Consider the following 14,947-nt stretch of genomic DNA (forward strand, 5'->3'; position numbering starts at 1 on the left):
TTTGCTTACAAGAGTTATTGTAGTTGGGCTACGTAAACGCAAAACGTTAATCATGTTAACGCAATGTAAATTTTTTTGAGAGTTGTTAACCTTGTCCGGATGATTGTAATCCTCTATAGTAAGGTTGAAATTTTCCCTTACGAAATGAGGATGTATTAGATGAAGGAAGCTGAACTGAAGCATGTACTTGATCAGGTGGAGAGCCGGCAGGACGAGTTATTCGCATTGCTCGCTGAATTGGTCGCTTTCCCGACAGTTAGCCCTCCGGCACGCAACACGATGGGGGCGCAGACGTTTATGAAGGAACAACTGCATAGCCTTGGCTTTGAAGCAGAACTGTGGGAGGTCTACCCGGGTGATCCGAACGTAACCGCGGTTAGACGAGGTACCGAGAGCGGCTCTTACAAAAGCTTGCTTCTGAACGGTCACGTGGACGTAGCGGAGGTAGGGGACAGCAAGGACTGGTCCGTCCAGCCGTTTCAATTAACGCTTAACAATGGACGTGCATATGGCCGCGGAACTGCCGATATGAAAGGCGGTCTTGCTGCTTTGTTGTTCGCCATCAAGCTGCTGACGGAAGCCGGAGTCGAGCTTAAGGGGGATTTGTTTTTCCAATCGGTTATTGGGGAGGAGGCCGGAGAGGCTGGCACTAGAGCCTGTATGGAGCGCGGCTGCGAAGCGGATTTCGCCATTGTCGCGGATACGAGCCATCTGGCGGTTCAAGGACAGGGAGGCGTTATTACCGGCTGGGTTACGGTGCAAAGCCCGGTTACCCATCATGATGCTATGCGCTCCCGGATGATTCATGCGGGAGGAGGGCTGCATGGGGCAAGCGCGATTGAGAAGATGGCGAAGCTTATTGCCGGACTGCAGCAGCTTGAGAGGCATTGGGCGGTAACGAAGTCTTATCCGGGATTTCCGCCAGGCTCTAATACGATCAATCCGGCAGTAATTGAAGGGGGACGCCACGCCGCGTTTGTTGCGGACCGCTGCTCGCTCTGGATTACGGTTCATTTTTACCCGGATGAAGATTATGAATCGGTAGCCGCAGAAATTGAGGATCATCTGATGCATGTGGCGCAGGGTGATCCATGGCTTAGGAATCATCCTCCAACGTTCCGCTGGGGCGGCAGATCGATGATCGAGGAGCGGGGAGAAATTTTTCCTTCATTAGAGATTGATCGAGGCAGTGATGGGCCGAAGGCATTACTAACGACTCACCAGGCTGTTCTGAACCGCGAGGCGGAGGTCGGGATGACTCCAACGGTTACGGATGCAGGCTGGATCGGACGGTCAGGAATCCCGACGGTTATATATGGGCCGGGGGAGTTAAGCGAGGCTCATGGCGTAGACGAAAGCCTTGATCTTGGAGAGCTTATTGAATACACGAAGGTTATGGCCGTTTTTATCGCTGACTGGTGCAACAGGAAAAAGGCATAAAAGATGAAAATAACGATTACAGCCCTTATAATGAATACTGTTAAACGACGATTCAGAGGAGAGATCATGAGATGACGAACATCAATGAGTTTATTGCCGGTTGGAAAAGCCACCGTAACGTCCTGCACGATATGCTGGCGGATGCAACAACAGAACAGCTGTCCTACAAGCCGTGGGAGAAAGGGATGTCGCTGGCAGAGCTGGTTCTACATATTACCGGTGCGATGGATATGTTCGCGAAGACGGTACAAAACGGCGTTTACACGCCAGGCGCGAAACCGGCTGCACCTTCAACAATCGAGGAACTGAAGATAACCGTAGCGACAGCAACGGAACAGACGGAGGCCGTTCTTCGTTCCCTTACGCCGGAACAGCTTGCAGCGCCAATCGATTTCTTCGGCAACTCGCTTCCGGGCCTCGTTCTGCTGCAAAATGCCAAAGACCACGAGATTCATCATAAAGGCCAGCTGTTTGTCTATTTGCGCTTGGTTGGCATCGAGAAGCTGCCGTTTTTCGTAAGCAAGGGTTAGGACTGTTAAAGTATAGCACTGGACGGTGCAAAGCGCCGGATGGTATGATGCTTGAGGGTGAGTACAATATGAATAATGATATTACGAATGCGAATAATAACGATAATACCGAAGTCTGGGACGCACTGATGAAGACGATCTTCCAGAAGGGACTCTCAACTTTGAGACCGTTTTTCCCTCATGTGGAAGGACTTGTTGTGAACGATGAGAAGTTTGGGCAGATCTTTATTTACCGCGTGACCAATGACTTCAAGAAATCGTATGACTGCGGCTTTTTCCTGCGGGAGCTGGCTGAACAGTTCCAGGATGGCGGCCGTGAAGCCGGCGAATGGATGGCCTCCTTCTTCTACGAGCTGATGAAGGAAAACAAAGGCGGCAAAGAGCTGCCTGCTCCTCCTGAAAGCGAACAGAAAGAAGAACAATTTATCGATGATGTGTTGTTCCCGCATTGCCTTAGCGCGGTCAGCGAGGAATTTGCGCCGCTTGCGATTACGGGCAACAGAGGGCTCGACGAGAACCTCACTCCTGTTCTTGAACTTGGCTTCAAGGATATTTCGGAAGAGAAATGCGTATTCCCGATTCATTATCTGTATAAAATGATGCAGCTCAACCGCGATCCTTCGGATACGATTCTTGTCCAATTAGCCAAGCTTCGTCAGAAATACGGCGTAGAGTAAAGAGGATTGACGAACCGCCCCTTTCAGGGGCGGTTTTTCTTTTGGACTAGACTGATGATTTGTTGGAATGATATGATGATTACGGGTGAAGCGAATAATGAATAATGAGACAACAAACGAAGAGATCCAAGGCAATTCAGAGGAAGAAGCGAAGCAATTCGCTGAGCTAGTCAAGGCGGTCCAGCATAATGGCTTTGTCGCTTTGAGACAGCATTTCGAAGATGTTCAAGGGCAAGTATTGAACCAAGAGCTTTATGGTCCCGTGTTTGTTTACAAAGTGAAGGATGAATCCGGCAACGATTACGTTTGCGGCTTTTTCCTTCGTGAGTTAATCGCGAATTTCCAAGCGGGTAACGAAGAGGCGACAGAATGGATGGCTTCGTTCTTCTACGAATTGATGAAGACCGAAGGGGGTAAGCCGCTTCCGCAGCCTCCTGCAAGCGAAGATGATGCCAAAGCTTTAATCGATAAAGTTCTCATCCCGCATTGCATCAAGTCTGTTGAAGACGAATTCCCCGAGGAGAAGGTTCATGCAGGCCTTGCCTGGAACGAAGAGCTGAAAGGACCTGTATTTGAAACAGGTTTCCCGGCGATTTCCGATGGCAATAATGTTTGCGCTTTCTCTCTGCACCTATTGTATACGCATCTTTTGATTAACCGCGATCCTGCGGAATTGCTGCTTCGGGGACTGTACAAGATCCGCGAAGAGCATGGTATGGATTAGAAAAAACAGCTCCTTTAAAGGGGCTGTTTTTTTTTGCTCCAGCTCAATGTGTGATATACTGTTTATTAAGTACACAATTATGGCAAGGCCGGCATGGAGGATAATGGGATGGAGCATGGTGATGAGGAAGACGTATTAAAAACGTTGCCCCGGGGGGTTGCATTAGCTTGGGGGCTAGTGAAAGAATCGCAGAGGGGACCCAAACGCGAGCTATCCATTGATCAGATTGTAGCGGCTGCAGTTGAGCTTGCGGATAAGGAAGGACTTCAAGCTGTCTCGATGAGCCGGGTTGCGTCATCTTTGGGTTTTACGGCGATGTCGCTGTACCGCTATGTGCAAAGCAAAGACGATTTGCTGCTGCTTATGCAGGAGTCGGTCTGCAAGCTTCCGGATAGGTCGGACGAAGAAGACGCGGATTGGCGAGAGGGCATGCGGCAGTATGTACGGGATTGCATTCACGTATTTCTGAAGCATCCCTGGTATGCGGATATTCCGATATCGGGCGTACCCCTAACGCCTAATAATCTGCTGTTTGTGGATTTGGCTTTGCGGCCGATGCGGAAGCTTCCGCTTAATGACTTTGAGAAAATGTCTACCGTTCTGCTGTTGAGCAATTACGCGCGCTCCACCGGTCAAATTCAAAGGGACATGGTTCGGGCGATGGAAGGTGGGGCAAGTCCGGGCTCCTTCAGCGGACTCGATTATACGAAGGCGCTTAAGATTCTCGTGAAGGAGGATCATTATCCGGACTTGCAGCCGCTTATTGCATCCGGCGTATATACGGAGGAGAATCCGTCGGATAATCCGATCGGCAATGATTTCGATTTTGGCCTGGAACGGATTCTGGACGGGATTGAGCATTTTCTCGCTTCCAAAGGTTAGATGAAAAAAAGCCAGCCATTTGATGAAAATCATCAGATGGCTGGCCTTTTCTGTTTCAGGACATCCGATTAACGGCGTCCGGCTTTTTTGCGGAAGGAGAAGATGCTCCAGACGAATGCAAGCATCAAGATTAGCAGGCACCAACCGACTGCCCACCATGCGCTGTTATCCAGCGGCGTACCCGTCAGAAGTCCGCGGATTGTCTCGATCACCGGCGTTATCGGCTGATGATTGGCAACGCCTTGAAGCCACGAGGGCATCGTATCCGTTGGGACAAAAGCGCTGGACAGATAAGGGAGGAACAGAAGCGCAAAGCCGTAGCCGCTTGCTGCGGCCGGACTTCCCGCTACTAGGCCGATAGCTGCAAATAACCAGGTGAAGGTTAATATAAACAAGGTGATGACGGCAATCGCAAGCACCCATTCCATAAAGCTGGCGTTTGGACGGAAACCGACAAGCAAGGCGACTCCAATAACAACGGCGGTTGCAAATAAATTACGGGCGAGACTAGCTGCGACATGACCGGTCACAACGCTGAGGCTCTTGATCGGCATCGTCCGGAACCGGTCGATAATGCCATTGGTCATATCGTTGGATACATCAACGGCTGTGCTCGAAGAGCCAAACCCCGCGCAGAGCAAAATAATGCCCGGGACCACGTAATTCACATAATCCCCGCCGGAATCGATTGCACCTCCAAAGACGTAAGTAAACAGAAGCATCAGCATAACAGGGAGCATAATCGCCATCATCAGAGCCTCCGTGTTACGCAGGCTGTGACGAAGACTGCGGCCGATGAAGACAAGGTTGGTTGTCAGCATCGATGCCGGTTTTGCAGGTTTAGTTGAAGCGATCATACGTGCTGCACCTCTTTCCCGTTAGTTGTTAAGGAAACAAAAACATCGTCCAAGCTAGGTCGGCGGATATTGACCCGCGTCCCTGGCGGAACCGAATGAACAAGATCATTCAGCGTCCGGCTAATATCTTGAATGCTGCCGGTTGTAGGCAGCGTATGAATAACCTCATCATGGCCGTTTAGTAATTCAATAACCTCTCCTCCGACATGTGCCTTTAATTGTTCGGCACTGCCGGTCGCTACGATCCGGCCGCCATTAATGACGGCAATCTGATCGGCCAGCTGATCGGCTTCCTCCAAATATTGCGTAGTCAGAAAGATCGTTCTGCCTTGACTTGCCAGTTCGCTAATAATATCCCACAATGCCCGCCGGCTGACGGTATCCAGACCGGTAGTTGGTTCATCCAGAAAGATAACGGGGCGGTCGACCACAAGGCTGATGGCTAGGTCCAGTCTTCGGCGCATGCCTCCCGAATAGGTTTTTACACGTTTCTTTGCAGCGTCAACAAGATCAAATGCCGTTAACAGCTCTTCCGTACGCGTTCGGGACTGTGCCGAAGAAAGCCCCGACAGCCTGCCGATCATGCGCAAATTTTCTTCGGCGGACAAGACTTCATCCACAGCGGCGAACTGGCCGGTGAGGCTGATATGTTGCTTGACCAGCTCCTGCTCGGTCTGGACATTGCAACCTCCAACTAAAACCTTTCCGCCATCGGGTGCAATTAACGTAGACAAAATATGAATCAGAGTTGTTTTGCCTGCGCCGTTAGGACCGAGCAGAGCAAAGACGGATCCGGCCGGTACGGACAGGTCAAGTCCGTTTAATACGGTTTGTTTCCCGAAGCTTTTACGGAGACCCGATACTTCAATCGCCATTGATTTCACAAAGCGCCTCATTTCTGTGTACATTGTACACTGATTATTATGTAAACAGTATATGATATAAACATTAAAAGATGCAATTGTTTTTTTAAAAGATGGGCTACAAACTATGCTGTTTCAAAGGACTCGCATTGGTGTAATAGATAATACGAGATCGAATACGGTTTCGAATACGAGAACGGAATAAAGGAGAGATAACTATGCCAAAGGAAAACACAGGTAGCGGTCTGCTGGTAGGTACAATTGTCGGGACAGCGGTAGGTGCTGTAGGGGCGCTTCTGCTTGCGCCGAAAACAGGTGTGCAGCTGAGGGAAGATATCTCGAATAAGTTCCAGGCAATCAGCCAGCGTACTCAGGAACTTGCTTCTACGGCGAAGGACAAAACAAAGGATGTTCTGTCCAGCGTCAGGGAAGAGGCATCGGATTTGACGGATAGGGCGAAGAAGTCCAATGAGCATGTCATGGATGCTTTCAGTTCTGCCAAAGACGATATGAAAGACAAGATGAGATCCACTACAAACTAAGAAGCGAAACGAAAGAAGAGGCTGTCCATCGGACAGCCTCTTCTTTCGCGTATAGGGGGCTGGCAAAAGAAAACCGCCCGTCTCCTTACGAGACGGGCGGTTCGTTCAGCCTCCTTCGCTTTGCGGCGGGTGAAGGAGCTGTCTTAATTTATCAAGCGCGCGCTTCTGGAAGCGGGATACGCTCATTTGGGATACGCCAAGCTGATCGGCTATTTCCCGCTGGGATTGACCATGCTGATAGACGAGAACGAGCACTTTGCGTTCTTCTTCTTTAAGCTGCGCCATGGCATCGCTAAGAGCGATCTGGTTATCGACATGGCTGTATTTATCGCTGTGATCGCTTATGACATCGCCAATTGTCGCACTATCGCCTTCGCTGGAGAGCGGGGTGTCAAGCGAGACATATTGATAGGATTCGCGGGAGGACAGGACCTCGATCGTCTCCTCCACCGATAATCCCAAATATGCGGCAATCTCGTCCATCTTGGGGGAGCGTTCTAGCTTGGTCGTCAGCTCATCGATTGCTTTTTGGATGAGTAAGCCTTTTTCCTTCATATTACGAGGCACTTGTATGTACCAGGATTTGTCGCGCAAATAATTTTTAAGCTGGCCAATGACGCTTTTCATGGCGTAGCCTTCGAAAGGAACGCCTTTGTCGCTGTCATACTGCTTGAACAGTCGCAGCATGGACATTTGGCCGACCTGATACAGATCCTCGTAGAGATCGGGGCGGTTTCTCGAAATTTTTGACACGGCCATCCGAACCAATGATTCAAAATGCTGCAACAATGCCGTTGCGGCATCATTGCAGCTCATTTCCTTATATCTTTGAAGCAGATCAGCAATCTGCTGCTGATCCAGGCAGGATGATTGTGATTTCATGCCATCTCCTCTTTCCTACCAAATCGCTTGGTTAGAATCACCTCGGTGCCTAATTCCGAGCGGACCTCTACCTGATCCATCAAAGCCTGCATCAGAAAAAGACCGAGACCTCCCACATTCGCGTCGATTAACGGCTTTTCGTGCAGGGAAGCATGTGCAATAACGGTTGGCTCGTAATGAAAGCTGGTCCCGGAATCCTTGACCCGGATTTGAAAGGAGTCTTCCTCTGCTTCAAAGATGACTTCAATGATACCGAATTCCCCTCCGTTATAGGCATGCAGAACAACGTTGCTGCATGCCTCCGTAACGGCTACCTTCATATCTTCAATTTCTTCGTAAGAAAAGCCTTCCTTAGCGGCCAGCCCCGACAGGGTCAGCCGCACGATATCAATATATTCGGCTTTCGCCGGTATAGTTAAGCTAGTCCATGGTTTCATCATTGTTCCCGTTCCTCTCCGCTTATTCTATTATAGCTTAATGTTGTTTGAGTTTTCTCCAAATCCTTAATGAGGAAATAATGCCGTCTGTTATTGCGCCAGTAACCTTCCCGCTGCTTGGCCGGTCGGTTCCGCTATCGTAGACTTCCCGCTGGGCTTTATTTTTGACTGTAGCAACAAGACCCGCAGCCGTTTCCTTCATTACGCCGGTAAAGCTGTGCAGGGTCTGGCCGATGTCATGCACGGTTGCGAATACGACATCCAGCGAACGGAGCTTCGTGCGTACATCAAGGGTCATCTCAGTGGTGTTATGAATCATTTCCTTCACGTCCCCGCTGATCTCGGAGACGTCGGTTCGGAGCTCACCGACCGTGTTTCGTACTTCGTTCAAGGTTGAGGTCAACGCTTTGATGGTCTGAATAAGGAAAAACATCAGGATGACGAAAGCAACCGTAATGACGGCAATAATGATTTGAATGAAAGTATCCATTACAATCACATCCTCTTTTTTTCTTTTTAAATACCCTAGAAATATGTAAATGAAACAGCCGTGTAATTGTAAATATAATGGTATAATTAGTTTACGAGATTAAGAGAGAAGGAGATTTCTATGCTTCGAGCACTTAAATTCAATATCAGAACCAAGATTGCAATCGGATATTTCCTTATTCTTATCTGTTTAGGGGCTTCGATTGTAACGGTGACGGACCGCATAGAGGCACTGCAAAATGAAGTGGAGACGATAACAACCCGGGATGTGGAGGTTCATAACCTGATTGCTTCCATTCAATATGATGCGATCAGCATGGAGACGGCCCAGCGCGGTTATATCATTACGGGCGAAAAAAGTTATCTGGATCCCTATGATAAAGGCAAGTCGCAGTGGGAATCCAATTATAGCAGTCTATACGCGTACGTCTCCGATAATCCTAGCACGCAGAAGCAGCTGGAAGAAATTAAGTTGAGCATCCAGGAATGGATTAACAAAGCGGCGGAGCCGACAATTGCAATGAAACAGGAAGGAAGAGAGGCGGACATTATCGCCTTTTTCCAGGATGATGTGGGCAAGCAGCAAATGGACGATCTCCGTTCCAAATTCGACGCGATCGGGAATCAGGAAGTTCAGGCGACCAAGCTGCACATTATGGATTTGGAAAATAAAAACCGGATCCTTACCGTCGGAATCTACCTGCTGCTGCTGGCCGCAACCATTATTTCGTTTATGATTGTATCCTTTGTGTCCGGCTCTATTGTCAAAACGATTAAGCAGGTCGTGGAGACGATTAAGGAAATCGCTTCTTCAGGCGGCAATTTGGCAACCCGGATCAAGGTCAACACAAGAGACGAGATCAAGGACCTTGGCGATGCAACCAACGAGCTGCTTGCAAGCTTAGAAGCGAATAGCTGGATTCAGGCCAAGGTTGCGGAAGTCGCAACGATGACGCAGGGGATTAACGACCTGCAGGAGTTGGCCCGGACTTTTCTAACGAAGGTCGCACCGATGGTGAATGCGTCTTACGGCGTGTTTTACATCCGTAAAGGGGCAGGCGATCAGCAACGTCTGGAAAAGCTGGCTTCATACGCCAGCTCCGGGGAAGATGGCGGCAAGTCCGATATCCGTTTTGGAGAAGGACTGGCAGGTCAATGCGCAGTTGAAAAGCGAATCTTCCTTATTAATCAGACGAAGGATCATAGGCCTCTTATTTCAACCGGACTATTTCAGCTGGAGCCGCGAAGTATACTTATCGTGCCCATCGAATATGAGGACAGGCTGGAAGCCGTTATCGAATTTGCTTCGCTTGAGTCATTCACCTCCCAGCACCTGAAGCTGATGGAAGAGGTCGAAAAAGATTTCGGCATAGCGGTTAACAATGTAGCCGGACGTATGGAAGTCGAGCGTCTGTTAAGCGAATCCCAGGTGTTAACCGAAGAGTTGCAAATGCAGCAAGAAGAGATGCGAATGACAACCGAGCATCTGGAAGAGCAATATCTGGTGGCCGAGCAGAAGACCAAAGAGCTCGAGAAAGCGAAGGAAGAGTTGGAGGATTACTCCGAGCAGCTGGAGAAAAGCTCGCAGTACAAGTCTAATTTCCTTGCGAATATGTCGCATGAGCTACGTACGCCGCTTAATAGCATTCTGATTTTATCTCAGCTGCTGGCCGAGAATGAGAACCATACTTTAAACGAAGACGAAGAAGGTTATGCTAAAGTTATCCATACTTCGGGTACGGATTTGCTCAAGCTAATCGACGATATTCTGGATCTGTCGAAGATTGAAGCGGGGAAAGTTATTTTGACCGTGGACGAAGTGAATCTGACGGAAATTCCGGAGCTTATGAAGCTGACCTTTAATCCTATAGCGGAAAAAAGAGGAGTTGGCTTTGCGATCGACATGGCCGAGAGCCTTCCTGCCGTATGGTACACGGATGGCCAACGCCTGCAGCAGATTTTGAAAAATCTGCTGTCCAACGCCTTCAAGTTTACGGAGCAGGGTTCCGTTCGATTAGGATTTGATTATACGGATGACGGGATGCTGGCAATTTCCGTGACGGACACGGGAATCGGTATTCCAAAGGACAAGCAGAAGCTGATCTTTGAAGCCTTCCAGCAGGTGGACGGCAAGACGAACCGGATTTACGGCGGAACGGGTCTAGGGTTGTCCATCTGTAACGAGTTTGTGAAGCTGCTGGGCGGGTCCATCCAGCTCGATAGTACGCTTGGCGAAGGCAGCTGCTTTACCGTCTATCTGCCTCTGCTTAGTCAAGAAATGGTTGATATCATTCAAATGGCTCAAATGGAAGCATCTGCGGCCATTGAGATTACGGGCACGGAGCAGGCAGAAGAGACGCGGCCGTCTGTAGAGGAAGCAGCGGAAGAGCAGATCGCCGGCAGCGTCTTTGCAGGGAAGAAGGTACTGCTGGTTGAAGACGACGCGCGTAATGTGTTCGCGCTCGTTAACGCGCTGGAGAACAAAAAGATGCAGGTGACGGTTGCGGGCAACGGCAGGGCGTGCATGGATCTTTTAAAAGATAATAAAGACTTTGATCTTGTTCTGATGGACATTATGATGCCGCTTATGGATGGGTACGAGACGATGAGGGAGATGCGCAAGCAGCCGGAGCTGCAGGCGATGCCGATTATCGCGCTGACGGCTAAAGCGATGAAGTCCGACCGTGACAAGTGTCTCGAAGCGGGTGCTTCGGATTACATCAGCAAGCCATTACAGATGGATCAATTGTATTCGCTTATGCAGGTATGGCTGACGAAGCAGGTGGGGAACTAAATGGACAATCAGCAGCACTTTGATTTACCGGATCATACGCTCGATGAACTGCCGGCTAACGAATGGGAAGACATTGAGATTGAACTGTTGATTGAAGGACTGTTCCGTGCATACGGTTATGATTTCCGTCATTACTTGAGATCCTCCCTCAGGCGGCGGATACGGAACCGGATGTATATGGACGGCGTGCAGACCGTTACCGGAATGCTGGAAAAGGTTCTGCATGAGCCTGATTATGTCCATAAGCTGTCCAATGATTTCTCCATTAAAGTAACGGAGATGTTCCGTGATCCAAGCTTTTTCCGGGCATTCCGCGAGCGCGCGGTACCGCTGCTTGGCAAATTGCCGGAAATCCGGATTTGGCATGCGGGTTGTTCAACAGGCGAAGAAGTGTATTCCATGGCTATTCTGCTGCAGGAGCAAGGACTGCTCGAGAAGGCCAGAATATACGCGACCGATATGAGCGAGCGTGCCATTGAGCAGGCGAAGGAAGGGAAGTTCCCGCTGAAGCGGATGCAGACGTTTACCAAAAACTATATGCAGGCCGGCGGAACAAAAGAGTTCTCGGCTTATTACACGGTTGAAAGGGATTATGCGGTATTTGATCCTTCATTGGCGCAGCATATGATGTTCGCCCAGCACAACCTGGCAACGGACAGTACGTTTAATGAATTTCATGTGATCTTGTGTCGCAATGTCATGATTTACTTTAATCCCGAGCTGCAGGACCGCGTACACAGGCTGTTCCATGACAGCTTAACCGAGGCGGGAATATTGGGACTAGGCAGTATGGAATACCTGATCGCTCCTTGGAAGCAGCATTACGAGGAGCTTGCCGACGGCGAGCGGTTGTTTGTGAAAAAGGATTAGAGATATACGGCTCCGGCTGTTGGATGATGATAGATCCGGCAGCCGGAGTTTTGTTGTTTATAGGTTATTCATAGTATGATAAAATTTTTAATTAATCGATTTGTTAAATAAATAGAAGCGAGTGTGAGCAGATTGAATACCCCAAAAACGAAACAAGGAAAAAACCTGGAAGACATTCAGGAAATGAATCGCTCGCTTCTTATTCGCCTGATGAGGAAGCGGCAGCAGGTGTGTACACGCGCGGAGTTAACGCAAGAGTCCGGACTTAATCAATCCACAATTACGAATATAATCAACGAGCTGATTAACTGGGGGCTTGTTGTGGAGACTGGCGTCATCGAAGGGAAAAAGGGTCGTAGATCCATTGGCATTCGCTTAAACAACGAGCCGTTTAAGGTTGTAGGCATACGGCTTTCCCGTAAATCGATTACGGTTGCCCTATACGATCTAGGCGGAAAGGAGTATGGCAGCAAGCAGGTCTCGATCCGTAATCTGGAAGGGTCCGATACGGCGTTTGCCAAGATGAAAGGCCTGATTGCCGAGATTATCGAACCGCATAAGGAAACGGTTAGAGCTATCGGAATTGCCACGCCCGGACCGCTTTTCCGCAGTGAAGGCCGAATCGCCCTGATGACCGAGTTTCCCGGCTGGGAAAAGATTAATATTCAAGATGAGCTGAATCAGGAGTTTGGCTTGCCTGTTTATATTGAACATGACGCCAAGGCCGGAGCATTGGCCCATTGGTGGTTCAGTGAACCCCACCAAGATCATGGCGTTATGGTATACGTAGCTGCCGGGCAGGGGGTAGGAGCAGGCATTGTCATGGACGGCAAAGTATACAGGGGAACGCTTGGCATGGCCGGTGAAATCGGACATATGAGCATCGATTACAACGGTCCGTTATGCGAGTGCGGTCATAAAGGCTGCCTTGAGCTTTATTGTTCCACAACCGCGCTTCTGAAAAAATTGAATAAAGAGTATTCCGCTCTTCCGTCCGTTTGGAAAGCGGTACAACAAGAGGATTCCGCGACCGTTGAAGCTGTCCGAAGCGCGTCTTGGTTCCTTGGCTTTGGACTAGTTAATATCATCAATACGTTTAACCCGAACCGGATCATCATAGGTGATGAATTGTCTAATGCGGGAGATCTTGTGCTTCAGACGATTAGAGAAGTTATCGATTCCAATGCTCTTCCGGTTGTATCAAGCCGGGTCACGCTTGAATTAGCTTCACCCGCTGTAGACGATATTCTGGTAGGAGCTGCAACAACCGCCATTGACAGCTTGCTGACCCAACCTTCCGTCTTATTCCGGCAATAGGCCTTAGTAAAATTACTAAGGTCTTTTTTTAATTTAATACTTGATCAAATCAATTAATTGATTTATAGTAACAATAGATCAAGTAAATTTTTACATATTCGCCGCAGCGGAGGGAGCTTTGAAGGAATGAGCGTATTACTAGGAATTGATATCGGGACTTCAAGCGTTAAGTCTCTGCTTATGGATGCAGAGGGCAACGTGATTGCTTTCTCGCAGATTGAATACGATATCACCATTCCGTCACCTGGCTATGCGGAGCAGGATCCGGAAGTCTGGTGGAGTCTTGTTTGCCGGACAGCCGCACTTGCACTCGGTCAGGCGAATATCGAGGCAGACAGAATTTCAGGTATTGGTCTATCTGGACAAATGCATGGCTTAGTTGCCCTCGACCGGCATCATAACGTGATTAGACCGGCGATCATCTGGTGTGATCAGCGTTCCACCGGAGAAACGGTAGAGCTTAACCGGCTATTTAGCCAAGAGGAGCTTGGCGGGCTTATTCAGAATCCGGTAGCTGCCGGCTTCCAGCTGCCATCGCTGATGTGGCTAAGAGAGCATGAACCCGAAAGTTATGGGAAAATTACGCATGTGATGCTGCCCAAGGATTACATCCGCTTCCGGCTCACCGGTGAGATTGGCGTCGATACAACCGATGCATCAGGTACTTCCGCTTACGATGTGGCAGGCAGGAACTGGGCCGTATCGCTGCTGAACAGGGCTGGAATAGATGCCGCCATATTCCCTGCCCCAGGCGAACCATGGGAGATCGCCGGACAGGTATGCTCAATGGCTGCGGCAACGAGCCCTTTGAAACAAGGAACACCCGTTGTTTATGGCGGGGCAGATCAAGCGATGCAGGCTATCGGAAACGGTATCCTTGCACCGGGTATCGTATCTTGCACGATTGGGACGGGGGGCCAGTTATTTACTCCGATTGACACCCCGGTGTACGACCCGTTATTGCGTACGCATACCTATGTTCATGCCGCTCCAGGCAAATGGTATCTGCTCGGAGCATCGATGAGCGCGGGGCTTTCCTTGAGGTGGCTGGCCGGCAAGATTCTGGGCCGCAATGATTACGAGCAGCTCGACCTTGAGGCGGCTGCAGTCGCGGCAGGCAGCGAGGGCTTGTTGTTCTTGCCTTACTTGGCAGGCGACCGCACGCCGCATATGGATGCGTACGCCAAAGGGATGTTTTTTGGACTCGCCCTTAACCACGGCTACGAGCATATGGTTCGCTCCGTGATGGAGGGAGTTGGCTATTCCATGCGGGATAGTCTGGAGATTTTTAAAAAGCTTGGCGTACGGATGGATCGAATCATCGTCTCCGGCGGCGGGGCCAAAAGCCAATTGTGGAAACAAATTCTGGCGGATGTGCTGGGCACCGAGGTGTACACGAGTACGATGAAAGAGCAAGCCTGCGTGGGGGCTGCGATAATGGCCGGAGTAGGCACAGGGGTATATGCGAATGTAGAGCAAGCCATTGCCGTGATCGTCCGGATTCAAGAAGAACCAATCCGACCGCTTTCCGAAAACAGAGATGTTTATGCAAGACAATACGAAATCTACAAGCAGCTGTATGCAAGCAACAAAGAGCTTTTTCCAATGCTGGGTCGACGCGATTAACCAAATGGAGGGACAAA

At 49.6% G+C, this 14,947-nt stretch carries 15 protein-coding genes; 10 read left to right on the forward strand and 5 right to left on the reverse strand.

The genetic code is table 11. The features are described 5' to 3' along the window. Positions 1–159: 159 nt before the first annotated feature. From PJDR2_RS09350 to PJDR2_RS09370, 5 genes are all read left to right on the forward strand, one after another. Positions 160–1,440, forward strand: coding sequence for an acetylornithine deacetylase (locus PJDR2_RS09350; RefSeq protein ID WP_015843422.1), 1,281 nt, complete (start codon positions 160–162; stop codon positions 1,438–1,440). Positions 1,441–1,511: 71 nt separating this feature from the next. Beyond that, positions 1,512–1,970 (forward strand): DinB family protein, encoded by a 459-nt coding sequence (locus tag PJDR2_RS09355; protein WP_015843423.1) that lies wholly within the window; start codon positions 1,512–1,514, stop codon positions 1,968–1,970. Between the two features lie 68 nt (positions 1,971–2,038). Beyond that, positions 2,039–2,647: a hypothetical protein gene (locus PJDR2_RS09360; RefSeq protein WP_041613391.1), complete on the forward strand. Its 609-nt coding sequence runs from the start codon at positions 2,039–2,041 to the stop codon at positions 2,645–2,647. A 97-nt stretch (positions 2,648–2,744) separates the two neighbouring features. After that, positions 2,745–3,371 (forward strand): hypothetical protein, encoded by a 627-nt coding sequence (locus PJDR2_RS09365; RefSeq protein ID WP_015843425.1) that lies wholly within the window; start codon positions 2,745–2,747, stop codon positions 3,369–3,371. Positions 3,372–3,479: 108 nt separating this feature from the next. Then, positions 3,480–4,253: a TetR/AcrR family transcriptional regulator gene (locus PJDR2_RS09370; protein ID WP_015843426.1), complete on the forward strand. Its 774-nt coding sequence runs from the start codon at positions 3,480–3,482 to the stop codon at positions 4,251–4,253. Positions 4,254–4,321: 68 nt separating this feature from the next. Here PJDR2_RS09370 and PJDR2_RS09375 read toward each other — a convergent pair whose 3' ends face one another. Together PJDR2_RS09375 and PJDR2_RS09380 are read right to left on the reverse strand one after the other, a co-directional pair. Beyond that, entirely contained in the window at positions 4,322–5,110 is a 789-nt protein-coding gene (locus PJDR2_RS09375) for an ABC transporter permease (RefSeq protein ID WP_015843427.1), read from the reverse strand. After that, positions 5,107–5,994 carry an ATP-binding cassette domain-containing protein gene (locus PJDR2_RS09380; protein ID WP_015843428.1) on the reverse strand — a complete coding sequence of 296 codons (888 nt, stop codon included), beginning with the start codon at positions 5,992–5,994 and terminating at the stop codon, positions 5,107–5,109. Before PJDR2_RS09380 ends, PJDR2_RS09375 begins: the two co-directional genes overlap by 4 nt. Before the next feature lie 197 nt (positions 5,995–6,191). Here PJDR2_RS09380 and PJDR2_RS09385 point away from each other — a divergent pair, with 197 nt between their 5' ends. Beyond that, on the forward strand, positions 6,192–6,515 hold the full coding sequence (locus PJDR2_RS09385; protein WP_015843429.1) for a YtxH domain-containing protein: 324 nt from the start codon (positions 6,192–6,194) through the stop codon (positions 6,513–6,515). Positions 6,516–6,620: 105 nt separating this feature from the next. On the opposite strand, the gene PJDR2_RS09390 is transcribed toward PJDR2_RS09385, so the two are convergent. From PJDR2_RS09390 to PJDR2_RS09400, 3 genes are read right to left on the reverse strand one after another with little or no spacing between them, the layout of a single operon-like run. Continuing rightward, on the reverse strand, positions 6,621–7,397 hold the full coding sequence (locus PJDR2_RS09390) for a sigma-70 family RNA polymerase sigma factor (RefSeq protein ID WP_015843430.1): 777 nt from the start codon (positions 7,395–7,397) through the stop codon (positions 6,621–6,623). Continuing rightward, positions 7,394–7,837, reverse strand: coding sequence for an anti-sigma B factor RsbW (gene rsbW, locus PJDR2_RS09395; RefSeq protein ID WP_015843431.1), 444 nt, complete (start codon positions 7,835–7,837; stop codon positions 7,394–7,396). Before rsbW ends, PJDR2_RS09390 begins: the two co-directional genes overlap by 4 nt. 34 nt (positions 7,838–7,871) lie before the next feature. Then, a complete protein-coding gene (locus tag PJDR2_RS09400; protein ID WP_015843432.1) occupies positions 7,872–8,324 on the reverse strand; it encodes a DUF948 domain-containing protein in 453 nt (150 codons plus the stop codon). Between the two features lie 120 nt (positions 8,325–8,444). On the opposite strand from PJDR2_RS09400, the gene PJDR2_RS09405 reads away from it, so the two are divergent. From PJDR2_RS09405 to xylB, 4 genes are all read left to right on the forward strand, one after another. Next, positions 8,445–11,117 (forward strand): CHASE3 domain-containing protein, encoded by a 2,673-nt coding sequence (locus tag PJDR2_RS09405; RefSeq protein ID WP_015843433.1) that lies wholly within the window; start codon positions 8,445–8,447, stop codon positions 11,115–11,117. Further along, complete coding sequence (locus tag PJDR2_RS09410) at positions 11,118–11,987, forward strand: CheR family methyltransferase (RefSeq protein WP_015843434.1); 870 nt, start codon at positions 11,118–11,120, stop codon at positions 11,985–11,987. Between the two features lie 183 nt (positions 11,988–12,170). Then, positions 12,171–13,304 carry an ROK family protein gene (locus PJDR2_RS09415; protein WP_265525121.1) on the forward strand — a complete coding sequence of 378 codons (1,134 nt, stop codon included), beginning with the start codon at positions 12,171–12,173 and terminating at the stop codon, positions 13,302–13,304. Between the two features lie 126 nt (positions 13,305–13,430). Beyond that, a complete protein-coding gene (xylB, locus tag PJDR2_RS09420; protein WP_015843436.1) occupies positions 13,431–14,930 on the forward strand; it encodes a xylulokinase in 1,500 nt (499 codons plus the stop codon). The last annotated feature ends 17 nt before the right edge of the window (positions 14,931–14,947 follow it).

It is taken from the genome of Paenibacillus sp. JDR-2, assembly GCF_000023585.1.
GTDB lineage: Bacteria > Bacillota > Bacilli > Paenibacillales > Paenibacillaceae > Pristimantibacillus.